Below are 25,105 nucleotides of genomic sequence, written 5' to 3'. Positions count from 1 at the left end.
ATTTCGCAGACCGGGCGAAACAAACCAACCCAAGTCAATGAAAACCAATCAATTTACCCCCACCCTGGCCATTTTTGCCGTCCTGCTTCTGTTTGCCGCCGGTTGCAATACACCCGCAAAGGATACGGATACAAAAATGACCGCCGTGTCGGCAATGACAACCGAACACAAGCAGGCGATTGAGCAGGAAATTTCTTCTCTTGTGAAAGAATTCTTCCAACAGGTCGAAAAACTGGATATTGAAACGTGCATGACGTACTTTGAAAATACGCCTGATTTTCAGGCCGTCAATCCCGATGGCACCTTCGGCGATTACAACGCCCTCAAAAAATTGAACGCAGACGGGTTTAGCCAGATGAAGACGTTGAGCGTCGTACCAACTAAGGAAGCGATTCGGGTTTTGACTGACTCGCTGGTGCTGTATACGTTCTCGATGGAACAGAACGCAACCCTCAAAACCGGCCAGAAATTAAAGTTTGAGCACGTAGCGGGAACAATGCTTTTCACCAAAATCAATGGCGCGTGGAAAGCGACGTTTTACCAGGAGTCTGCATCGCCACCGGTAGCCGTCAAGTAGCAAAGACTAATCGTCTATAAAACCTGTAGCCTCGCAGCCTTTTACTATTCGATAGATCCATGAAAATCAACCAATTTCTACCTTCGCTGTTACCGACCACTTTTGCTGTTTTGCTCATTGGCCTGACCGTTGTAGGCTGTGACCCAAAACCAAACGCCGACAAGGCTAACGAACTCCAAACCTACTTTGCTCCCGCCGATACGGGTATACAAACCGGGGGCGTGAAAATAATCCCGATCAAGACTCCAAAGGGCACATTCAACGTGTGGACGAAGCGGATTGGCAATAACCCAACAGTCAAGGTTTTGATTCTGCACGGCGGTCCCGGTGCAGGTCATGAGGCCTACGAGGTGTTCGAGAGTTTTCTGCCTAAAGAAGGCATCGAGTTCATTTATTACGATCAGCTCGGCGCGGGCAACAGCGACCGACCGACTGACAAGAGCCTGTGGGTGTTACCTCGTTTTGTGGAAGAAGTAGAGCAGGTTCGGATAGCGTTGGGGTTAAACAAAGACAACTTTTACCTATACGGTCAGTCGTGGGGGGGGCATTTTGGGTATTGAATACGCGCTTAAATACGGACAAAACATCAAGGGTTTAATTATTTCGAACATGATGAGTAGCGCACCCGCCTATAGCCAGTACGCCAACGACGTACTGGCCAAACAAATGGATCCGAAGGTGCTGGCCGAGATCAAAACCCTTGAAGCCAAAGGCGACTTCACCAACCCGCGCTATATGGAACTGTTGCTGCCCAATTATTACGAGAAGCATATCTGCCGGTTTCCAACGGCGCAGTGGCCCGAACCGCTGAATCGGGGGTTGGCCAAACTGAACCAGGAGCAGTATGTGACTATGCAGGGACCAAGCGAGTTTGGCATGGCGGGTGATGCTAACCTAAAGAACTGGGATCGCAGCAAAGACCTGCCCAAAATCACAGTGCCGACGCTTGTTATCGGCGCCACCTACGACACGATGGACCCCAAACACATGGCGATGATGGCCAGACAGGTCAAAAATGGCACTTTTCTGCTCTGTGCCAACGGTAGCCATCTGGCGATGTACGACGACCAGCAAACGTATTTCACCGGGCTGATTTCGTTTCTGAAAAAAGGGAATTGATCTCTTCCCATTAACCAACTAAATCCCAATGAAGACCAACCAATTCACCATGATGCTGGCCGCTTTTGCTGCCCTGATTCTGTTGACCGTCGGTTGCAATACCGCTCCCCAAAAAGCAGATGAGAAACCAGCGACTCAATCCGATGCACCGGAGTACTTTATGTTACGGCCCGAACTCGAAAAAGCGTATGGCTATTCCCATGCCGTTCGGATTGGTAATGAACTGAAAATATCGGGTGCGGTCAGTATGGACGAGAAAGGAAACCTGACGGCGAAAGGTGATCTGGGCCAACAAATGAAAAACTGCTATGCCGATCTGGACAAGATACTGAAGCACTATGGCTACAGTTGGGATGACGTTGTGGTAGAGAATATTCTGACCACGAATATGCCCGAATTTGTGAACCAGTCGGCTTACCGAAATACGATCTACAAAAAGCAGTTTCCGACCGGGTCGTGGTTTGGCGTAAAGGAATTAGCCTTGCCCGGCCAGTTGATTGAGATTGAGTTAGAAGCCTATAAAGTGCACTAATTTGTTTAACCGGATTCGATGATGAGCCTCATCGTTTTTGACAGATTCCTGCCTGAGGTTATCCAAACCATCCAGAACACATAGACGAGTTTTAGCTGCTATACCAAGATGGCCTTTCCGCTCCCCTATACATCGGCAACCGCAGGTAACATCAATTCAGCGCCTTCATTAATCAAAAGCCGCATCGAGTCCATCGACGTACTGCGGGGCCTGATTATGGTCATTATGGCGCTGGACCATACGCGCGATTTCTTTCATGCCCAGGCCAATATCGACGACCCGCTCAATCTCGATACCACCACGCCGGTCCTGTACGCCACCCGCTGGATTACCCATTTCTGCGCCCCTACGTTTGCCTTGCTGTCCGGTACGTCCATTTACCTGCAGGGTTTACGAAAATCGCGCAGCGAGTTGAGTCTGTTCCTGCTGAAACGGGGCCTATGGCTCCTTGTAGCCGAGGTACTCCTGATTGCGCCAGCAGATACGTTTACCCTGTTTAATACCATCACCCTGGCCGTTTTCTGGTCGCTGGGCATCAGCATGGTGTTCATGGCCGGGCTGACGTGGCTGCCGTTCCGGGCCATACAGGGCATTGGTTTAGCGATCGTTTTAGGCCATAATCTGCTGGATGCGGTGGAACAGGCACCGGGATTCACGTCGGGTTTTTGGTGGGCGCTGTTTCATGGTGGCGGTCACCGTGTGTTTGACTACGCGCCCGGTCGGGTCATTGATGTACTGTACCCGTTTTTTCCCTGGCTGGGGCTAATGATGCTGGGCTACTGCCTGGGCCGTTTGTTTGCCCCAACGGTTGCCGCCACGAAGCGTCAACAGGGGTTGTTTTATCTCGGTGCCGGAGCCATTGGGTTATTTGTGGGGGTGCGTTTGCTGAATGAATACGGCGACCCCTTCCCCTGGAGCATCCAAAAAGACGGCCTAACCACGTTCTTCTCGTTCATGAAGGTGCATAAATATCCACCATCGCTGCTGTACATGTGCATTACGGTTGGGCCGGGGCTGCTGGGGCTAGCGTTGCTGGAGAATGTACACAACCGCGTTACTGGCGTGCTCCGTACCTACGGACGAACGGCCTTTTTTTATTACACAATCCATTGGTATGTCCTGCATACCCTACGCATGATTGTCTTTTTTGCCGCTGGCCACACCATGACGGAGGCTGATAAATCGCTGCAAACCTTACCGATGCGGTTTGTGCTACCCGGCGATGGAGGCTACAATCTTGGCGTGGTTTACCTAATCTGGATAGCCGTTGTCGTGTCGTTGTATCCTCTGTGTCGCTGGTACGATGCATACAAGACAGCGCACAAAGAGCAGTGGTGGCTGAGCTATCTGTGATCAATCCATTCGGGATGAAACACCCCATGACTGAAGGCGTCAATTGGCGAATTAGCGGCAAGGCTACCACAGAAAGTAAACAATCAAAACCTAGTCAGGAAATGAACACAAGTGAAAAAGTAAAAACAAGAACTGTTGTTATTCCTGACGACCTGGAAGTCGTTAAAAAATTATGGTTTGATTATTTAGTTTGGGGTAACGACAAAATGCAAGAACTCTACGGCGTCCATCCCCATAATCCCCAAGAAACTGTTGAACAGGATATCCAACAGATTGACAAGTTTCAACCACCTTATGGACAGCTAATCCTGGCTAGTTATGAAGGTAAAGTATGTGGACTTGGAAGCCTAAAACGTATCAACTCCGATATCGGTGAACTAAAACGAATGTTTGTTGATCCAACCAGTAGACGAATTGGGGCTGGACGAGCTATTCTTGACCGACTTTTACTTGAAGCGAAAAAAGTCGGTTACAAAAAAGTTCGGCTCGACAGTCCGAAGTTTATGGAAGCCGCTCACGCCTTATATAGACGTTTTGGATTTCGTGACATTGATGCGTATCCGGAGATGGAAATTCCCGCAGAATTTAAAGACTATTTGTTATTCATGGAATTGGATTTAACTGACGACTAGTTATCAATTTAAAAATAAAAATCGATTCACTATGCAAAGACGAAAATTAGTTCAGTTGTTTCTTTCGATAGTACCGATTGCAACGATCACACCTTTTCTTACAAAGGCGCAAGAGAAACTCAGATTACTAAAAGGAGGATTTAAAGTAGAAGCTGATAAAGACCGATGGAATGAGGATACGATTTTTGGAAAGGAAAAAAATATGAAGTGTAAAGTTTCAGGTAAAGACACTAACAATAATTTATATGTCGTAGAGGAAAATGACCCCGTAGATGTTGGCCCATCTTTACATATTCATCCTAATCAAGATGAAGTGTTCTTTATCACAAAAGGAAATTACCTTGTAAAAATTGGGGATGAGGTATTTAATCTTAAGAAAGGCGACACTGCGTTTGCACCAAGAAATATTCCTCATTGTTTTCTTACAATTGGAGAAGGCCCTCACCAAATGATTCTTACCTACCAACCTGCGGGTAAAATGGAAGAGTTTTTTTACAATAGAAAAAATCCAGCATATACGGACGGAAAAACTCTTGAGCAGCAATTTAAGGAACATGACATGGAAATTGTTGGTCCTAAACTCTCTAAATAAAAACGGCAATTGAACTCTCATTTTCAGTTCATATCACTTTTTTCTAAAGAACAATTAAATCAACGCCCCCACAAAACTTTGGGTTATCTAAACTTGGCTGAATTGGCTCAGAACAAGCTTTATGCATTGCAAATGTGAATTCGCATTGTGCTTTAAAAAAAGAAGATAGAAAGTGGAAACTATTCAGGGACATTTTTCAACTCAAACTTACCTGCTTCAGCATCTAAATAAATAATCACTAAGTAGCTTTCTTTCGAATTAAGTCAATCAATAAACCTAAGAGAAACAACGTTCACTTTGCCCTTTTGTCAACAACATTATTGACACCTGATTCATAGTCGAGTAAAACAAATAAGCCCAGCCTACAATGCTGGGGAATCGATCTTAAAATAGTCAAACTAACCAATCAAATTCATGAAACAACTCCTGATTTCGCTATCTGCACTTTGGCTACTGGTTAGCCTCGGCATGTCGGCCTCTGCACAGGCTCAGCAAACGTCAACGCCCCAGCTCAAAAGTATCCACCTTTTCGATATGCCAGCCGGTGTAACGGAGGCCCAGCTGTCAGCGGTGATTGGCGAGTTGAACACGGTCATTAAACGCCTGGGGTACCCTAACGCTGGATACACACTCTACAAAGTAGCCGGAGAAGGAGCCGATAAATACCGCTACTACTTCGAGGGCAATTGGCCCAATGCCGAAGCGTACCAGAAAATCCACGACGACAAATCGTTTCAGGAAGCAAACAAAAAATTGGGTTTGGTGTACGAGAAAATAAAAGCCGTTGAACTCTACCGTCGCTTAGTGAGAGTACCCTAAATCGTTTAAACCAAAACTATGAAAACCAATCCATTTACTCTGATCCTGGCCGTTGTTGCCATTACGTCTGTCTGCGTTACTGGTTGCAACGCCCCCGCCAAAAAAGCAGAAGCTACCACTGAGCAGGTAGCGGCTAAACCCGATATGGCCGTCATCAAAACAGAAATACAGGCAATCGAAACCGAATGGGCCAACGCGACAACAGCTAAGGACATCGACAAAGTAATGGCCCTCTATGCAGACGATGCCGTAGAAATGGCCGACGACGAACCCATGTCTGTGGGGAAGGCTGCTATCCGGCAGGTGTTGCTCAAAAGTATGAAAGCGCGCAAGGCCGGGACTACGGTTTCCTACGAGACGATGGACGTGTACGGCGATGGCCACCTAGTAACCGAAGTCGGGAAGACAACGATCAAAGACGCGGCTGGCAACGTAGTAAGTGCCGGCAAATACATGGGCATTTTTGAAAAACGCGACGGAAAATTTATCTGCATCCGCGATATTAACAACGAGGATCAGAAAGACAAGTGAAGTAGCTTGGGCTAACAAACCGGTCAACATGAATGGATACGTTGTTTTTGGGTGGCTCCTCCTGCTATTGTGCCTGTCCGCGTCTGCCGGGCAGGCACAATCCACGGTGCTTTACTTCGACGAACCCCCCAAAGAGACGCTGGGCCGCAACCGAAATCAATTAACCATTAATCGATTCTTTGCCGACCGAGACGATTTTCTATGGTTCGTCACAGGTAGTGGCCTGAGCCGGTACGACGGCCATGAGATTGTCACGGTACGCTCTGATCCGGCGGATTTGAACTCCCTCTCCTCGGGGCGGGTGGCGGATATGATTCAGGATGAACGAGGCACGTTCTGGATAACCACTCGCGACGGGGGCCTTAATGCCTACAATCAGCAAACGGGCAACGTAACCCATTTTCAGCACCAGCCTAACAACAAAACCAGTTTATCATCCGATAAGCTCCGATTTCTTCAGCGCGATGAATCCGGTTATCTCTGGATCGGGAGCGATTGGGGCATGAATCGGTTCGACCCAAAAACGGGCCGTACTGTCCGTTTTTTGCCCAAACCAGGCGAGTCAGGTCAGTTGCAGGGCAACCCGCTGTCGCCTATTCTGGTAGCCCCCGGCCAATCCAGGCCGGGCCATATTTACGTTTGCACAACGGCTGGGTTCGAGCAGTTTGACCGAACCAGTAACCGTTGGCAGTGCTTTCCGATGGTAACTAAATCAGGTGCGCCCGTCATCAACGCCACAGATGGTCTCAATGTGATTAACGGCCTCTGCAAAGATCGTCGTGGCCTGATCTGGATGGGTGTTCCGGACCAAACCGGGCTGCGGGTTTTTAACCCCACAACAGGGCAAATCACTTGGTTCGATAGGCGAACGGCCGATGGCAAACCCATTCCGTTTCCAAACGTGATTCTGGAAGATCGGGCGGGGCGGCTTTGGCTTTGCTGCGATAATGACATCTTCCGCATTTCAGCCGACCGGACCGTCGTGGAGCAATGCTCACCCGTAGCCATCAGCAATGGGGAGCAACTCAAAGAATTGGTAACCCTGTACGAAGATGGACAGGGGTTGATCTGGCTGGAGAGGGCGAGCGACAAAAATCCGCTTTTTTTCGACCCCCGTCAGGAACGCCACCCCAACATTCCACTGCCAAAATTTACGAACACCGCCGGGGCGATACCGACCCGGCCTGGATTGGCCCGACCCGTCACGGAATCGCTCATGCCCGACTCGGAAGGGTTCCTTTGGATCAGTACCGATCTGGGACTGATTCGCTATAATCCGAGACGGGAAGAGATGAAGATTGTCCTGAAACAACCTCTCACCTATTTCACCATCCCGCTGCCAGGTGCGACCGGGGCCAGCCACGATCCATACCTGCTGTTTGGTGCGGAAGCTGGTCTGTTCGTTTACAACAAAAAGACGGGTCGTCTCACACCCGTCCGTTTAGATAAGACGGGAAGAAATACGATCCCGAATGCCATCGCTTCGGTTATTGACGGGGATGGTGACCTCTGGATATCAACCTGGGGGAAAGGGCTTTTCCGCATTCCAAAGGGCAGTTTATTGGTCGAGACGGGGCTGGTGAGTACCTATGAACAGTGGAAAAACGATCCCACCAATGCCAACAGCCTATTGTCGAACACGCTGCAAAAGATTGCGGTCGATGCCCAGAACACGGTGTGGGTGTGCGGAGCCGCTCACGGCCTTAGTCGGGTCAATAAACGAACCCGACAAGTGCAGCGATTTGTACTCCGGCAAGGCGACCCCGATGGACTGGCCAGCAACTACACCTTTGCGCCCGTGATCGATAAGCAAGGTGATGTATGGATAACGAGTGGGTATGCAGCGCCCTTACAGAAACTGTCGGTCAAAACGGGGCGATTCAAAAAGTATGGCATTACCAACGGGTTTACGGATGATTATTTTGCCCACGCCACCCTCGACAGAACCGGCAAAATCTGGTTCAACCAGAACCAGGTGGTATCCTGTATCGACCCCCTTACGGAGCGCGTAACCACGTTTCCACAGTTTGTAGGCACCTCGGTTTACTCGACGCCCATTACAGCACTGGCTACTACCGGCGAGATTTATTTCGGTTGCCAGAACAACTTACGGCGGTTTGGACCAAACGATACCATCCACAACATTCCTAAAGCCTCCTCACCGCTGCGGTTGGTGGGTGTTTCCTGCTTCGACATCGACGGAACGCAAACCATGCGGCCCATGCCCCCGGATCGCTGGCAAGCCAACGAGCTGGCCTTGTCGCACCGGGAAAACACGGTAGAACTAAAATTTGCGCTGTTGGATTACCGCAACACCAGCAGTCGTGCCTATGCTTATTCCCTGACCGGACCGAATGACGAGCCACAATGGGTAAGCATCGGCCCGAAAAACACCGTCGATTTTGCCCAGATGAAGCCGGGAACCTACCTGTTCCACCTGAAAGCCCGCAATAGCGATGGAATTTGGACAAATCTTGCGCCCCTCCGCATACACATCAGCCCACCCTGGTGGCAAACCCTTTGGGCCTATGCGGCTTATGCGCTATTACTGCTACTCGGCTTTTGGTACCTATTGAAGGTCCGTCTGCGTGAACAAGCCCGCGAACTGGCCCTGCAGGAAGCCGTCGTCATTAAACAACAGCGCGACGAGATTGCTCAGAAAAACGCCCAGAACGAACTCCTGCTGAAAGAGATTCATCACCGGGTCAAGAATAATCTGTCCGTGGTGTCGGGGCTGCTGGCCTTGCAGTCGGCTAAAGTGACTGACCCCAACGTACAGGAAGCCATACAGGCCAGTCAAAACCGGGTGCAGAGTATGGGCATCATTCACCAGAAACTCTACCAGGGTAAGCATTTAGGGGCTATTGAAATGCGCGATTATTTTCACAATCTGGGTGAAAGCATTCTCGATTCGTTCGATGCCGCCGACCGTATCACCATTAATTGTTCGATGCCCGAGCTAGTGCTGGACATCGACACGGCGGTTTCTATAGGATTGATAACGAATGAGTTAATCACTAACTCGCTTAAATATGCATTTATCGGGAAGGACAACGGCACCATTCGCATCAGCCTGACGCGGATGGGCGACGATTCGTTGCTGTTGATAGTAGCTGACAATGGTATCGGTAAACAGCCTGTAGAAACAGCCAATGAAACGGGCTTCGGCACCCAGTTGGTGGAACTGCTTACCCACCAGCTTGAAGGCACGCTGACCTACGAAAACCAGAATGGGACGTTGGTCAAACTCCGCTTCAACCGGCCAGCCATTGCCTAAGTCCAGTCAAAAATCAGAACTCTGTATTCGACCGTTTGCTTATCTGGTAACCAATTTCCGGCTTTCGATAGGGTCGTTTTTGTTATGTAACGAACCTGTTGATTAGCGTACCTTTTCGTCTCCTCCTTCGGGCCGTTTTCGGCCACTAAAAGGGTTGTCAATTTGAACTAAAATATAAGTAACATACTGTTAATGAATGATTTATGACAGAATAAGAAGCATCTAAAATCGTCCACGTAAACGTCCAATTCGGTCTGAAACTTCTAATTATCAGGCGCATACAATCATTTCTTATGCCCATCCACTACCCAATTAGGCATAATGATGGGGCAGATTCTTAGGTCAGTGAGCGGTTGGCAATTGAATGATAAACTCAGTCCCCACTCCTTCCTGACTCTCCACGAGCAATAAACCCTGATGCCCCTTGGTTACAATATCATAGGAGATTGATAATCCCAACCCAGTGCCTTCGCCCGTGGGCTTGGTGGTAAAAAAGGGATGGAAAATTTTGGCTTTGATTGAATCGGAAATGCCTGTACCGTTGTCAATTACCCGAATCTGAATATACTGATTAACCTGGGTGGTCTTTACAGTTACTATAGGTTCATAGCCATTCATCGTTGTTTTCTGTTTTTCGCGTACGGCATAGAACGCGTTGCTGTACAGATTCAAGAGCACCCGGCCAATTTCCTGAGGAACCACCTCGACCTTTCCAAATTCAGTGCCAAAGTCTGTTTTCAGTTCGCAGTTAAATCGGTCCCGCTCCGGCGGACCGGCCGGAGCGGGACCGGTTGAATCGACTTTGTCTTTAGCGCGAAGTCCCTGGTATGCAATTTTGAGATATTCATCGGCTAAGGCGTTGATGTCGATGAACCGTTTCTCGCCCGTTTCTGTACGGGAGTGTTCCAACATACCCCGCACAATACTCGACGCCCGATTACCGTGGTGACTGATCTTTTTTAGATTGCTGGTGAGGTCGCCCAGAATTTCACCAGCGTAGTCTTTTTCGGAGTCAGATAGTTTCAGCAATGGCCCTTCCTTCAATTCATCAATCAGATCGACACTCACTTCGGCGAAGTTATTGACAAAGTTCAATGGATTTTGGATCTCATGGGCGATGCCGGCCGTCAGTTCACCTAGGCTGGCGAGTTTTTCCCGCTGTATAAGCTGATCCTGCGTGTCTTTGAGTTCGTTCAGGGCGTCGGCTAGGTGGTTGCGCTGAGTTTCGATTTCCTGCTTTTGGTGGATCACCTCTTCCGTGCGCAGGGCTACTTTACATTCCAGCAGTTGGTTGGCCCGCAGCAGTTGCCGAGACCGGTATCGAATCAGAGCCCAGACGCCCAGAGCCGCCAGCAGGGTATACAGGGTGTAGGCCCACCAGGTGCGCCACCAGGGCGGCAGGACCACCAGTCGAATTGCGGTTCCTTTCTCGTTCCAGACCCCATCGTTGTTCGACGCTTTTACCCGAAAAACATAGTCGCCTGGTGCCAGAAACGAATAAGTGGCTGTGCGCTGTGCTCCACAGTATACCCACTCGCTGTTCGCACCTTCGAGCTGGTAAGCATAGCGGTTCTTCTCCGGCGCGATAAAGTTGAGGCCTACGAAATTGAACGAGATTTCGTTGGCGCTGTAGGCCAGCGTCAGGGGTAATTTTGGAAACAAACGGGTCGAATCCAGTACTTGAACCTGGGTGATGTATACGGGTGGTTTATAAGGATTAACACCCATTTCCGATGGCCGAAACACTACCAATCCATTCGTACAACCAAAGGCCAGTTCGCCCGTTGGCGTGCGGGTACAGGCACCTGTAAATTCCCGGCTCAGCATCCCATCGCGGTTGTCGAATACACGAAGTTTGCGCGTCACGGGGTTCAGTCGGCATAATTTTTCGCCGGTAGCCATCCAGAGCATGCCCGCCTGGTCGGTAACAAGGGCAACTACATGATTGTCAGGTAGTCCGTCATGGATCGTGAAGGTAGAAACGGCAGCCGTTTTAGGATCGATGCGGAATATCCCACCAATATTGGTCGATACCCAGATAGCCCCGTCGTGGGTTTCACAGAGCGCCGGCACATCCCGACTATACATAATTTTCTGATTTTCAGTATGCTTTGGGTGATAGCTTACAAATCTACCCGTACGGAAGTCTAGTTTGCAGGGGCCTACGCCCCCCACAGCTACCCAGACATCCCCGGCCCGGCTCACCAGAATGTCGTTGACCTGGCCTCCGCCCTTGCCGATGGGACTATCTTTATCGATTGGGTAACGTGTATACCGACCATTGGTTGGGTCGAACCGAGCCAGATTCGACTGACCGCCTACCCACAGGTTTCCGTGGTTATCGTCCTCGATACTAGTGATGGAAAAGCTGGCAGGATAGTGCCGAAACTGACCATTGGCATCCATCGTGTGTAGACCCGACGGGGTGGCCATCCAGATCCGTCCGCTCCGGTCGCAATGGATGGTCGAAATCAGATCGGCGGCAGCGTCCACGGCGGTAGCATCCACTGTGGACGCATTTACAACCATTTTTTTCGGGGTTAGCAGAGTAGGCGTGAGCAACTGCGACGTGTAATTGACGTACGTATGACGATCCGACAGATTCAGCCGAAACACACCCTCAGCGTAAGGTCGTTTGGCGTTACTGAACCAGATATTTCCCCGTCGGTCGGTCGATAGCGTGGTAACGTGGTTCTCGAACCGGGGCGTCACGTTGTGGTCTGGAATGGGCTGATAGAAAGCAAACTGGGGCATTAGCATGGAGTATCGATCGATGCCGTTTGCTGTCCCTATCCAGAATGTACCCCGATTATCGGCCAGCAACGCCCAGACTACGTTGTGGCTCAATGAACCCGCAATAGTCGGATCTGCCTGATAAGTGACGGATTTGCCGGTTGCGGGGTCGAGCTGGATCAGGCCCGAAAATGTTCCGGCTATCAGGTTATGGTGTTCGTCTTCCGCCAGGCCGTGCGGCAATATTTCCAGGTTATTCAGGTATACCTGACCAGTTGGCACGTACGTGGTAGCTGCATTTCGCAGGCCAGGCAATGGTGTTTTTCCCGGCAGCAACCGATAAAGCCCTCTGCGATGGGTCGCTACCCATAGGCTATTGTCGGCACCGAGGTACATCGACTCAATGATGGGTTGCTTTTCGGCGGGGTTGATGCCAAAATAATACGGGCTGAACTGCCCCGTGCGCCTGTTCAAGGTGAACAGCCCGGTGGAGGTACCTACCCACAAGGTACCAAACCGATCTTCCTGAATAGACCACACCCGGTCATCGGCTCCCTTCAACAGGTATGTCGTAGAATTGATACTGTTTCGTGTGGGTATCGAAGCGTGCCAGCCCCCCTTCTGAGCCAATCCAGAGAAAACCCTGTTTGTCTTCCATCATCGTATAGCAGATGTCGTAGGGTTTAAAACGCTCCGATCGATCCGGCCCTATCCGAAAGTAGTTGATCCGGCCTGTTTGCTTGTTGAGTCGGTGCAGCCCTCCGCCAGGCGTAACAAACCAGATCTCTCCCGACCGCGACTCCAGCATATCCCAGACCGTATTAAGGGCCATGTGGTTGTTCGGGTCAGCGGGGTCAGGTTTATACACCTTAAACGTGTACCCGTCGTAGCGATTCAGGCCGTCATCTGTGCCAAACCACATAAAGCCCTCCCGATCTTTATAGATACAGAAAAGTCTATTGTTCGACAACCCCTGAGTAGTGCCCAGGTGCTCGAACTTCAGTAGATGCTGCGCCAGTGGATGCTGCGCCACTGGACGCTGCCCCTGCGCGAAGGCAGTAACAATTGTAGACAGGATAACGACAAGCAACTGGCAGCAGTATCCAATGGGGAAGTATCCACTGGGGCGTTTATTCATGGGTTCAGGTGAGGAAAGAGGGGTTATTGTCGATAGAATTACAGCCAGGCGTTAAAGGATTAGTTTTTTGCACGTTGCGGGTGTTTCTAAAAAAATTGTCGATCAGGCTCAATGGTCATTTATCGGCTTCAATCGCCCTGTCAGATTTGGGTTAAATGCTGATAAATTTGGGTCAATCCATAAAAAAACGTTGATGGTTTGCCTTGGGTAGCTATTGCCGAATATAATCGGTAGGCGTTTGCTGGTAAAACTCCTTGAAGACCCTCGTGAAATAGGATGGTGATTCAAAACCCACCATATAAGCCGTTTCGGATGCATTATGACCTGCACGCAACAGGTCGATAGCTTTGCGAAGTCGGTACTGACGAATTAGATCATTGGGCGATACCTGCAACAGTTTATTTACTTTCATATAGAGCGTCTTGCGACTCAGCGCCAATTGATCGGCTAGCCACTCCACACTTAGCGATGAATCATCCAATCGCTCCTCCAGCAACTGATACAACCGACCTAAAAACTGATCCTGAATGGTTACCAACGGAGTTGATTGATCAGTCCGGGTAAATTGTTGCCGATATTCTTCCCGCAACTTTTCCTGACGGGTCAACAAATTCCGCAGTCGCAGGCGCAACTCGCCCAGGTGAAACGGCTTGGTCAGGTACTCATCCGCGCCCTGGTCCAGCCCTTTTAGTCGACTGTCGGCTTCAACGCTGGCTGTCAGCAGGATGACTGCAATATGATCGGTGGCCGGATCGGCTCTCAGTTGATGGATAAGTTCATAGCCATCCATGCGGGGCATCATCAAATCTGAAATGATTACATCGGGCAATTCTTCTTTGGCGACCATCCAGCCTTCGTAGCCATTGGCGGCCGAACGGATACGGTAGGTCGTCGCTAATTCGGCTACGATAAACTCCCGCAGTTCTGCATTATCTTCTACAACCAACACCAGCGGTGTGTTGTCGGACAGCGTTGCCGTTGTTGGGTGCGCCAATTCAGAGGGCACTATTGGTACATCGACCGAGAGCCGGGATTCTATTTTCTGCGGAGTCATGGCACCTGCCTGCTGAAGGGGGATTTCCACCCGAAAATGGGTTCCCGAATGCCCATTGAGCCCTGGCAATTGACTTTGTACGGTGATCGTTCCACCTAGCCTTACTGTTAATTCATGAACCAGCGCCAGACCAATGCCGGTTCCTTCGTAGGTGCGACTACGGGACGTATCGACCGAACGCGGCCCAACCTGGTAGAATCGGTTGAAAATATGCGGTAGTTTGTCCGCAGCAATACCAATGCCTGTATCGCTGACGGTCAGTTGAGCCATCGTTGGCGTATGGGTCAAGCTAACGCTGATGCTGCCTGATTCAGTAAACTTGATGGCATTCGACAGTAAATTATACAGGATCTTCTCCCATTTGCCTGCATCGAAGAGGTAATTTCCGGCTGGCAAATTGGTCTGGTAGGTAAGGACCAGCTGCTTAATGGTAGTCGATGGACGAAACAGATCTACGATCTGGCCAACAAAGCTGGCTAGGTCCCCCACCTCATTGACCAGATCCATTTGCTGGGCTTCAAGCTTGTTGATGTCCAGCAGTTGGTTAATCAGACGCAGCAATTGCCGGGCGTTACGCTGCACCGTCGATAACTGATTCTGGAAAGCCGTTGGCAGATTCGGGGTCTCCAGCAGGTTGTCGACTGGCGACACAATTAAGGTGAGGGGCGTACGGAGTTCGTGCGTGATATTGGTAAAAAAACGAGTTTTCATCTCGTCAACGGCCTTGAGTTCAACCGTTTCGCGGAGCTGACTGGCCGACCGAATTGTTTTTTCGAGGGTTAGCTCCAGATCCTTAAAGTTGATAGGTTTGGTAATAAAGTCAAACGCCCCCCGGTTCATGGCCGTTCGGATATTACTCATATCCCCATAGGCCGTAACGATTACGGTGCGGATAATGGGATTAATTTCCGATAGTTTGGCCAGCAAGGTTAGTCCGTCCATACCCGGCATATTGATGTCGCTGAGAACCACATCAATATCGAGCTGTTGCTCCAGAACCGTTAAGGCTTCCTGGCCATCGCGAACGAAGATAAACTCATAGGTGTGATTGTGAATCTGGCGTCGGAAATGTTGTTTGAAGAGGTCTTCTAAGTCGCTTTCATCATCGGCTAGTAGAATTTTTGTCTTCATACAGGGAAGGTTATTTTGTGGAGTGGTTAGCTCTACAAAAATAATTCCGTTGCCCAGGAATGCAAGCCATAATTTAATGGCTTGCAGAAGTTCATTGACCAATAGATCACTAAATAATCAATCTAGTAACCGTTTTGATAAATACTGATTATCAAGAAATTACCTACTAATTAGTCAGTAATCTCAGTACAGCCAGTCAAAAAGGTTTGACTGCCTCGAACGTTAATTGATCGTGCGTTGGGGACGAGGCTGTGGATCGCTGGCAACTGAATCGATCAGTTTGATTGACGGGTTGATTTATTGACCCACAAACGGTTGGAGTTTAGCTCTCAGCTGCTCAAAATCGATGGGTTTGCTCAGAAAATCATTGGCTCCTTCGGTCATCGCCTGCTGGTAACTGGGTGCATCGCCATAGGCCGTGATCATCATAATTACGGGTGGAGGAGGCAGGGGATAGTCAGACCGCACCCGACGCAGCAGGTCGAGTCCACTCATACCGGGCATGTTGATGTCGGATAGAATCAACACATCTTTCCCACCATGCTGGTTCAGATAATCCATCGCCTGCTGTGCTGAGTGAGCAAAGGCAAAGTGCAGCGTCTGGGAGCGGATTTCCCGGCGAAACCGTTGTTGAAACAGGTCTTTTATATCAAGCTCATCATCAACGACAAGAATGGTCATGGTGTATGGAGTTAGTTAAGTTAGTGGTAAGGCAATGGTAAAAACGGTTCCCTGATTGGGTTCACTTTCGGCGGTCAGGGTGCCCCCGTGTCCTTTGGTGACAATGTCATAACTCAAACTCAGCCCGAGCCCTGTGCCTTCGCTTGTGGGTTTAGTGGTGAAAAAGGGCTGAAAAATCTTGGCTTTCACCGACTCGGGCATGCCCGTACCGTTGTCGCTAACCCGGATCTGTAGTTGCCCATTAAACTGATGGGTGCTGACCGTGACGGTTGGTTGATAGCCTGACGGGGCTAGTTTCTGTTTCTTGATTACGGCATAGAAGGCGTTGTTGTACAGGTTTAACAGCACCCGCCCAATCTCCTGGGGAACCACCTCGATGCGCCCCAAATCAGTCATGAAGTTCGTTTTCAGGTCAGCGTTAAAGTCCTTGTCTTTGGCTCTCAAACCGTGATAAGCGATCTTGAGGTACTCATCAGCCAGGGCGTTAAGATCCGTAGGACGTCGCTCGCCGGATTCAGTGCGGCTATGTTCGAGCATGCCCTTGACGATACTGCTGGCTCGTCCGCCGTGATGATTGATCTTTTGCAGATTGCTGCTGAGATCGCCCAGGATCTCGTCCGCATAGCCTTTTTCAGAGTCAGGCAGTTTCTGGAATGGTCCTTCCTTAAGCTCATCAATCAGTTCGGTACTGACTTCGGCGAAATTATTGACGAAATTCAAGGGGTTCTGAATCTCGTGAGCTACACCTGCTGTTAGTTCGCCCAGGCTGGCCAGTTTCTCTTTTTGAATAAGTTGGGCTTGGGTGGCGCGAAGGTCGATGAGGGATTGGTTCAGTTGGGCCGTGCGCGTTTCAACCTGCTGCTCCAAACGCTGATTCTGGGTAGCTAAGAGTTGGCGTTTCTCTTCGGTTATCTGTACGACGGCGACTGCTTTCGCTCGATCTTCAGCTACAATTTCTTTGAAACGTAGTGCGATATAAACCAAAAAGGAAAGGGGAAGGGATAGAAAGAAACCCGTTGCTGCATAGCCAAGGTGAGGATTAAAGAAACTGGATAGTTGTAATATGGCATATCCCAGCGCAAAGGCAATCGTCAGAAAAGCGCCTGTTACAATAGCCCACAATGCCCCTTTTATTTTTTTCCTGGCCCATATCAACAGTGCAAAGAAAAAAAGGAACTGCAAAACAGTAGCCAAGGAACTAGGTAAACCAGTATTGGTATACGCTGTCAAGCTGCTTCCAAGCACTGAAATTCCAATGATAAAGCTATCGATTCGCCGGGATGAGGGATAGTTTAAGACACGTAGTAATGTGATGGGTAGAAAAGCAATGGCGACGCCCAATAATACACCTGATATACGGTAAACGATTACTTCATAGATAAACGCAGGTTCCAATACCTCCATCATTAACCCTATACTAGCAAATACAAGGAGAGTTTCGCCGATAGCCAGTAATCGGATTAAAGACCTTTCATACAAATTCTGAAAAACCAGTAGCCAGAACAGGGTGGCCAACAGAAACGATACGGTCAACCATATGGCAGAGTAAACAGGAGAAAGTCGGGCATTAACGTGTAGCCAATTAAATGTCTTAGGGCCAACGATTCGGATGATTTTACTGGTTCCACCCTCCAATTGAGCTTTCAATTGGTTTTTCGAGAAGGGGGAGACATAATCGACAACATGCAGCGCAATTAGGTGATCCTGTCCAGTGGTTAAGTCAAATGGAGCCGCTTTTTGATAATAGGGGTAGTGCTCGGCATAGGGTCTGCCGTTGGCGCCTGTGTTACCAAACGAGGTGATCAGCCGGCCATCGACATACAGGTCAACAGCCGCCCAGCAATAGCTGAATACGCCTAACTGCATGCCCTCAAAGGTGGAATCCAGCCGAATGCGGCATCGAAACCAACCTTCAGCCCGTCCGGTCTTATCGGCATCTTTGATCGATAAATCACTCGGTCTGCGTTTGGTCCAACTTGTGGTGTTCAGTGCCGGACTGGCCCAGCCTGGATTCTGCCCCGCTTTAAATACCCAGTCCCGCATTGTTGATAGATTGATGAGTTGATCCGACGAAAACATCCGATTAGTCAGGGTAAGGGTTGTATCCTGAGCCAAGCAGGGAGTCAGGCAGAGACTAACGAGTAAAAAAGCTACCAGAGTTTTCATAAAAGAAGGAGCTATCGGATAGGTAATTGAATGGTAAAAAGAGTTCCTTGCCCTGGCTGACTCTCGACAGCCATGCTTCCGCCATGCCCTTTAGTGATAATGTCGTAACTCAACGAGAGACCCAATCCTGTGCCTTCACCCGTGGGTTTGGTGGTAAAAAAAGGCTGAAAAATCTTGGATTTTACGGATTCTGGAATGCCTGTGCCATTGTCGCGCACACGAATTTCAATCCGCTCTTCGACCGATCCCATCCCGGTCGTTCCCAACCCGGAAGACTGGGTTAGCGATGACGCCCCTTCAGGGCTGCTATGGGACAGCAGTCGCGTACTGACCGTGACTGTGGGTTTGAACTCGGCTGGAGCTGTTTTCTGCTTTTCCGAAACAGCGTAAAAGGCATTGTTGTACAAATTCAACAGCACCCGCCCAATCTCTTGAGGGCCTACGTTCACCAGATCCAGACTTGGGTCAAAATTGTTCACTAACTCGCAGTTGAAATTGGATTTATCCTTAGCCCTAAGGCCGTGGTAGGCGATCTTGAGGTATTCATCGGCCAGGGCGTTGAGATCCGTAGGTCGTCGCTCGCCGGATTCAGTACGGGAATGTTCGAGCATGCCCTTGACAATGCTGCTCGCACGACCGCCGTGGTGGTTAATTTTGTGGAGGTTGCTGGTCAGGTCATCGGTTATAGCCATAACTTCATCTATATTACCCGCTTGAACCTCTTCCTTTAATTCTTCAATGAGTTCGGTGGAAACTTCTGAGAAGTTGTTGACGAAGTTCAAGGGATTTTGAATCTCATGAGCAATACCCGCTGTCAGTTCGCCCAGGCTGGCCAGTTTCTCTTTCTGGATGAGTTGATCCTGGGTGCTTTTGAGTTCTGTGAGGGTTTCTTCCAGATAGTCCCGCTGGGATTCAATCTCTTCTTTCTGCTGCTGCACCTCCTGATTGAGCGTCTGCAACTCTTCATTCGCCTTTTGCTTCTGTCGGTTATTCCGGTAAAACACCCCAGCCAATAACAACAAGACGGCGACCATACCTAGCAATCCATAGATTTTGACCCGGCTTTCAAACAGACTTTTTTCGTCCTGCAATTGCTGTACTCGCTGCTGTTCCTCTATCAGCGTGGTCTGGATCTGATTAAATTTTTGCTGACTAAACAAACTATCGCGGGCGATGATCATAATACTTTGGTACTTATAAGCACTGTCGGGTCGATTCAAGTCCTGATATAGGTTAGTCAGCAGTTGGCTGCTGGTAAGTATAGCCCTGTAGTTGATTAGCTTTAGGCTGATTTGCAGGCTGGCTTTCGCCAGTAAAAGGCTGGAATCAGGTTGATTATGCTGCTGCAAAAACTCCCCATATGCACCATAGGCATAGCCTAAACCGCGTAATTCGTTTTGTGCTTTGAAAACCTGAATACTACGACGATACAATTGAGCGGCCTGGGTGGGGTTAGTACCCTTTTCTACTCGCGCCCAATAAAGTACTTGAAAAGGATAAAGCCGTATGGGTGGGTATTCCTGTTCACTCAGCGTCAGATAGTAGCGGGCCGAGTCGACTTTATGCATCCTCCCGTAAGCTCCTCCCACTTCCGCACTTGCAAAGGATGCCAACTCCTGGTCATGTACCTTAAGTCCAATGGTATGAGCCTGTTTAAAGTTGTTAATTGCCAGCGGGGAATTTTCCAGAAAGCCATATAAGATTCCGATACCGTAGTAACACTGACCTTGATCATCAATCTGATTTGTTTGCTGAGCCAATTGCAAGGCTTGCAGATAGATTCGGATACTATGCGGAATGTCGCGTGTGGAATAACTTTGGCCCAATAGAACCCGGCTTTTCAATTCGCCCCGTAAGTGACCAAGCGTATGCGCCAGTTGAATTCCCTGCTCCGCATAGTATCTGGCCGAGTCGAAATTTCGCTCAAAATACTTAATGCTCAAATCGGTCATGAGCCACATGCGGGCAGTATCCGTTTTAGCTTCTGAGAGTTCTCTCCGCAGACTGTCAATGGCCCGACTAGTGGATTGGGCTATCGTCTGTATTGGGCTAAAAATCAATAGTAAAAGCAGATAATGACTTTTCATACTAAATGATTAGTTCGTAGAGAATCGAATGATAAACTCCGTTCCTTCACCCACTATACTTTCCATAGTGAGTGTTCCGCCATGCCCTTTGGTAATAATGTCATAGCTCAGCGAAAGCCCTAAGCCTGTGCCCTCGCCCGTGGGTTTGGTGGTAAAAAAGGGCTGGAAGATTTTGTCGGTCACCGACTCAGGGATGCCGGTGCCGTTGTCCTTAACCCGGATTATCACGTCCGATTCACTACGTTGTGTACTGACTTCAATCCTGGGCTGATAGTTGGAGTTGGCATTAGTACGTTGTTTAACCCTCTCATTCACCGCATAAAAGGCATTGTTGTAGAGGTTCAATAACACCCGACCCATGTCCTGAGGAATCAGGTCAACCTTTCCTACCGTGGCGTCAAAATCGGTGATTAACTCACAGTCAAAAGTTTTCTCTTTTGCCCGTTGACCATGATAGGCAATCTTGAAGTATTCATCCGCCAGGACGTTGAGGTTGGTGGGCTGCTTGTCACCCGAACTGGTACGGCTGTGCTCCAGCATGCCTTTGACAATACTGCTGGCTCTGCCGCCGTGGTGATTGATCTTTTGGAGGTTGCTGCTTAGATTCTTAAAAAGGTCAGCAATCAACTCGTCGTCGCGGTTGGGCTTGGCTTCTTCTTCGCGCAACTCGCTGACCAATTCGTTACTTACTTCGGCGAAGTTGTTGACGAAGTTGAGGGGGTTCTGAATCTCGTGGGCGATGCCTGCTGTTAGTTCACCCAAACTAGCGAGTTTCTCTTTCTGGATGAGTTGGGTTTGAGAGGCTTTTAGTTCAGCGGTGCGGGCTTCAACCTGGTGCTCTAAAAGCTGGTTTTGATTGGCTAAAAGTTGCTGTTTTTCCTGCTCCTGAGCGATATTTTTTTGAGAAAGTATTTCTAAATCAATCAGCTGTTTTTGGAGTAAGCGATTCGTATTAGCACGTTCCTGCGTGAGCAGGAGTGTGATGGTGAGGGCCAGAACCAGAAAACTAATCGTAAACAGATCGTCTCCTAAATCGCCTAGAATGCTGCGCGCCATGGGCACAAAGGCAACTAACGTGTATAGAATAAAGGCCGTCAATAGAATAGAGTGGGAGAAGCTAAACAGCTTTGCCCCTGCTTTTTGCTGTCTGGCAGCAACCAAACCCACCCGCAGGATGTCAGTCCAGGGGACAATAAAGCCCAGCACCCACATAAATGGCCCCGGAGCGTCAAGAAACGAAAACAAATAAGTGGGTATGGTCGCTAAGGTGAGCGTAGCGGTAACGAAAAATAAGGCTCGTTTAGGTTGGTTAAAATACACGTAAACGCCCAGCAGGTAGAAGATAGCGGAGAATGTAACCGCTAGACAAAAGACAATGTTAAAATAGTCGTTGAAAAGAATAATTCTTGTGACGGCTAAAAACGCAGGAGGACCGTCTTTGGTGAAGGCATCAAGGAAGTGAGTAGCTCCCTGAGCGATGAGGAATAAGCCAAAATATAAATGGGCAAACAGGGTAGGTGAAGAGACAAAGAAAATGAGTTGTAAAACGCCCAACACCAGAAAAATACCGAACAGGGTGTATTCCAATACATAAACACTTTTTAACAATTCTCTACGATTCGTTGCGTAGTCAACTGAACAAAGTCTCACACCAAAGAACGGCGTTGAATTAAGTCTATCCATGCTAAAAAGTCTGTCTGTTGCAAACGCATAACGAACGGCAATAACCTGCACACTATCTGGCCCTAATACAATGGAGGAAACGGGGGTAAATGTGGCTTCTTGAATTCTTTTGCTGGCCCCTATTTTTCCCTCCTCCGCTACTTGTGTTCCATTCAGAAACAGTTCAGTAGCCCCAACCTGAATAGTACTCAGACATACTATCTTCCCCCGAAGCAGCGGAACCACATGCAGGCGGATGCGAAGCCAACCAATTCCCTGCTGAGGCAGTTGGTGCAGCAGGGCTATTTCCCGAGTCGGGTTGAGTGTATCCCAGCGGGCATCATCAAAATCGGGTTTGGCCCAATCAGAATTATCGCCTAAATGCCATTTCCAGCCTTTATCCAGCAAAATACCATCTTGTGGTAAGCTATCGATACGAAAAGCAGACTGCGCACATGCAGTCATTATGATCAGAGAAAGGCAACCAATGAGTAGAATTGATTTCATCACGAACGGTTAAGCTTTAGTAGGTAAGCTAATGGTGAACTCGGTGCCTTGATTCTGTTGACTGTCCATTATCAGCATTCCCCCATGCCCTTTAGTAATAATATCGTAGCTCAGCGAAAGACCCAATCCAGTGCCTTCACCCGTGGGTTTAGTGGTAAAAAAGGGCTGAAAGATTTTGGCTTTCACCGAATCTGGAATGCCGATGCCATTGTCTGAAACCCGAATCTCAACCTGATCCGACCCCCACTTTGTTCGAACCTTAACGGTTGGTTTATAGTCAGGATCAAACTGCTTTTTTCGTTCATCAACAGCGTAGAATGCGTTGTTGTAGAGGTTTAACAATACCCGTCCAATCTCCTGAGGAGTTAGTTTGACTAGCCCCAAGGCCGGATCAAACTCGGTCACTAACTCACAAGTAAAGCTTTTTTCCTTTGCCTTTAGGCCATGATAAGCCAGCTTGAGATATTCATCGGCCAGCGCGTTAAGATTAGTGGGCCGTTTCTCGCCCGATTCGGTGCGGGAGTGTTCGAGCATGCCTTTGACAATGCTGCTGGCCCGGCCGCCGTGGTGGTTGATCTTTTGCAGATTGCTGGAAAGGTCTTCAGCAATAGCTTTGGCTTCTTCCGTATCTCCTTTAGCCAGGGCTTCTTTTTGTTCTTCAATCAGTTCGGCTGAAACTTCCGAAAAGTTGTTGACGAAGTTCAGGGGATTCTGAATTTCATGGGCAATACCCGCCGTCAGTTCCCCTAAGCTGGCCAGCTTTTCTTTCTGAATGAGTTGTTGCTGAGTGGTTTTGAGTTCGGTGAGGGCATTTTCGGCTTTGTCCCGTTGGCAGTCGATTTCTTCTTTCTGCCGATACAACAAGGTGTTTGCCTTTTGTTTGTGCAGGTTATTTCGATAAAATACGGCAGCCAATACTATTGCTGAAAACAGGGCAACGGCAATACTGAATAACCACCAACGTTGGTTCTGATTTTCTTTTTCTTTCAACAAACGCGCTTGTTCGCTTTTCTGAACAATTGACTGAATTTCCATTTCCGCCAAACGATTGGTCGCATTTTGTTCTTCGATGGCTTTCCGATATCCATATTCAATCTTTAAATAGTTGTAGGCCTGTGAAGTGTTACCCAAGCTGTCATAGTTTTCAAAAAGCAATCGGCACACTCTTGGTATAACATAATTCCCATCAGAGTTGGGATTGGCGACGGCATCTTCATAACTTACTAAACCATAGGAAATACTCTCGTTAAGGTTGCCCATCTTTTGATAACACTGGGCAATATACATGTTGAAGTAAATAGCAATGGTGGTAAAACTGCTGTCTATTTGGAGTGCCTGCTTAAAATTCGATATAGCTTCCCGGTATTTGTGGTTTCCCATCAGAATCTGCCCGAGTGCATCGTAGTGCTGTGCTACATCCTTTTTCTTCGAGAGAGATTCAGGGGAGCTGTCTATGATTTTTTTTGCTTTACCGGCATAATGGGCAGCCTCCTCAAACCGTTTTAATCTGATCAGCGTGAAAGCCACTTTATGATAGATCCAGGCTAAATTTTTTTGATCATGGATGGCTTCTGCCAGGGCCGTTTCCTTGAGATAAAAATCAAGGGCCTTATTAGGTATATCTAACCTATAAAAATAGACGGAGGCTAATCGTTCAAGAATAAGGATTCGAAGGTGCTGTTCGCCTAATCGCTCCAGTAGCAAATTCGCTTTAGCGTTGGCCTCAAAAGCCAAGGGTACATCTTTTTTTGCATAATAAAAATTAGATACCCCTGTATAAAGCAAGGCCGTTTCTTGATGATCCGGATTGGCAACTATAAACTTATTTACTTGCTGTTGGGCTAGTTTGGCTTCCTGTTTTTTACCTTTTGTCTCTAACAATTGACTTTTAAAAGCCAGTAGGTAATAGGCGTTCATGGGAAGCCTGGCTTGCAGAAATTTCGTAAATGCCTTGTCCAAATAACGTATACTTTCCTGCTCTTTATCAATATTTCGGTAATTGTAACTGATAAGCTGAAGAATATTGGCTGTTATTTCTGCATCAGGATGTCGTTCAAAGTAGGCTAAGGCAGCTTTTAACTCTTTAATTGACTTTTCAGGCTCTTTAGTTTGAGCCGGTGACGCAACGGAAAAGGTGATGGTAGAAACGGGCTCATGTCTATCGACATAAAACCAGGTTGCCTTAAAGTTATAGTAAAACCAAAAGAAAGAATCATCATTAAAGTCTCTCATGGTCATTAAAAAAAGGCCTTCTCCTTGCTCAAAATTGAGTTTTTTGGCCAAAGCACGGGCCTCTTTGGCGGCCAACAGCCCACGTTTAAATTGTAAATCCCTGAAGCAAACTTGCGCCAAGTCATTTAGTTGAATGACACGTAGTGTGTCGGTGGTAGGGCGTTTAGTCAATAATTGTTGAATACTATCAATTTTGGCGGTATAAGGATTGATAACCGTTTGTGCTTGTAGATAGCTCAAACAAAAGAAAACAAGCAAAAACGTGATGAGATAGGTTTTCAT

The 25,105-nt window shown here is 48.4% G+C and carries 16 protein-coding genes and 1 pseudogene; 9 read left to right on the top strand and 8 right to left on the bottom strand.

The features are described from left to right. Window positions 1-37: 37 nt before the first annotated feature. From H3H32_RS07645 to H3H32_RS07605, 9 genes and pseudogenes are all read left to right on the top strand, one after another. Window positions 38-577, top strand: a complete 540-nt coding sequence (locus tag H3H32_RS07645) for a nuclear transport factor 2 family protein (protein WP_182462136.1) — start codon at window positions 38-40, stop codon at window positions 575-577. 59 nt (window positions 578-636) lie between these two features. Next, a pseudogene (locus H3H32_RS07640) lies at window positions 637-1,696 on the top strand (proline iminopeptidase-family hydrolase). Window positions 1,697-1,724: 28 nt separating this feature from the next. Then, window positions 1,725-2,228, top strand: coding sequence for a RidA family protein (locus H3H32_RS07635; protein WP_182462135.1), 504 nt, complete (start codon window positions 1,725-1,727; stop codon window positions 2,226-2,228). Between the two features lie 108 nt (window positions 2,229-2,336). Continuing rightward, window positions 2,337-3,581, top strand: a complete 1,245-nt coding sequence (locus tag H3H32_RS07630; RefSeq protein ID WP_182462134.1) for an acetyltransferase domain-containing protein — start codon at window positions 2,337-2,339, stop codon at window positions 3,579-3,581. Window positions 3,582-3,595: 14 nt separating this feature from the next. Next, window positions 3,596-4,213, top strand: a complete 618-nt coding sequence (locus H3H32_RS07625) for a GNAT family N-acetyltransferase (protein WP_240543692.1) — start codon at window positions 3,596-3,598, stop codon at window positions 4,211-4,213. Between the two features lie 31 nt (window positions 4,214-4,244). Continuing rightward, window positions 4,245-4,805, top strand: a complete 561-nt coding sequence (locus tag H3H32_RS07620; protein ID WP_182462133.1) for a cupin domain-containing protein — start codon at window positions 4,245-4,247, stop codon at window positions 4,803-4,805. Window positions 4,806-5,219: 414 nt separating this feature from the next. Continuing rightward, on the top strand, window positions 5,220-5,624 hold the full coding sequence (locus H3H32_RS07615; protein ID WP_182462132.1) for a hypothetical protein: 405 nt from the start codon (window positions 5,220-5,222) through the stop codon (window positions 5,622-5,624). 18 nt (window positions 5,625-5,642) lie between these two features. Continuing rightward, window positions 5,643-6,155 (top strand): YybH family protein, encoded by a 513-nt coding sequence (locus tag H3H32_RS07610; protein WP_182462131.1) that lies wholly within the window; start codon window positions 5,643-5,645, stop codon window positions 6,153-6,155. Between the two features lie 28 nt (window positions 6,156-6,183). Next, window positions 6,184-9,432, top strand: coding sequence for a histidine kinase dimerization/phosphoacceptor domain -containing protein (locus H3H32_RS07605; protein WP_182462130.1), 3,249 nt, complete (start codon window positions 6,184-6,186; stop codon window positions 9,430-9,432). A gap of 342 nt (window positions 9,433-9,774) precedes the next feature. Here H3H32_RS07605 and H3H32_RS07600 read toward each other — a convergent pair whose 3' ends face one another. The 8 genes from H3H32_RS07600 to H3H32_RS07565 form a co-directional block, all read right to left on the bottom strand. Then, window positions 9,775-12,726, bottom strand: coding sequence for a sensor histidine kinase (locus H3H32_RS07600; RefSeq protein ID WP_182462129.1), 2,952 nt, complete (start codon window positions 12,724-12,726; stop codon window positions 9,775-9,777). Continuing rightward, window positions 12,710-13,303: a ligand-binding sensor domain-containing protein gene (locus H3H32_RS07595; RefSeq protein WP_182462128.1), complete on the bottom strand. Its 594-nt coding sequence runs from the start codon at window positions 13,301-13,303 to the stop codon at window positions 12,710-12,712. The genes H3H32_RS07600 and H3H32_RS07595 overlap by 17 nt, the downstream gene beginning before the upstream one ends. Before the next feature lie 211 nt (window positions 13,304-13,514). Then, window positions 13,515-15,488: a response regulator gene (locus H3H32_RS07590; protein ID WP_182462127.1), complete on the bottom strand. Its 1,974-nt coding sequence runs from the start codon at window positions 15,486-15,488 to the stop codon at window positions 13,515-13,517. Window positions 15,489-15,785: 297 nt separating this feature from the next. Continuing rightward, entirely contained in the window at window positions 15,786-16,169 is a 384-nt protein-coding gene (locus tag H3H32_RS07585; protein ID WP_182462126.1) for a response regulator, read from the bottom strand. Window positions 16,170-16,184: 15 nt separating this feature from the next. Continuing rightward, window positions 16,185-18,335 (bottom strand): sensor histidine kinase, encoded by a 2,151-nt coding sequence (locus H3H32_RS07580; RefSeq protein WP_240543691.1) that lies wholly within the window; start codon window positions 18,333-18,335, stop codon window positions 16,185-16,187. Between the two features lie 11 nt (window positions 18,336-18,346). Beyond that, the gene (locus tag H3H32_RS37955) at window positions 18,347-20,422 is read right to left on the bottom strand and encodes an ATP-binding protein (RefSeq protein WP_305791897.1); all 2,076 of its coding nucleotides are present in this window, start codon (window positions 20,420-20,422) and stop codon (window positions 18,347-18,349) included. Between the two features lie 9 nt (window positions 20,423-20,431). After that, window positions 20,432-22,591, bottom strand: coding sequence for an ATP-binding protein (locus tag H3H32_RS07570; RefSeq protein WP_182462125.1), 2,160 nt, complete (start codon window positions 22,589-22,591; stop codon window positions 20,432-20,434). Window positions 22,592-22,600: 9 nt separating this feature from the next. After that, window positions 22,601-25,105 carry an ATP-binding protein gene (locus H3H32_RS07565; RefSeq protein ID WP_240543690.1) on the bottom strand — a complete coding sequence of 835 codons (2,505 nt, stop codon included), beginning with the start codon at window positions 25,103-25,105 and terminating at the stop codon, window positions 22,601-22,603.

Origin of the sequence: Spirosoma foliorum (genome assembly GCF_014117325.1) — a bacterium.
GTDB lineage: Bacteria > Bacteroidota > Bacteroidia > Cytophagales > Spirosomataceae > Spirosoma > Spirosoma foliorum.
The sequence above is the reverse complement of the archived record's forward strand: the minus strand, read 5'-3'. Positions and strand labels throughout refer to the sequence as shown.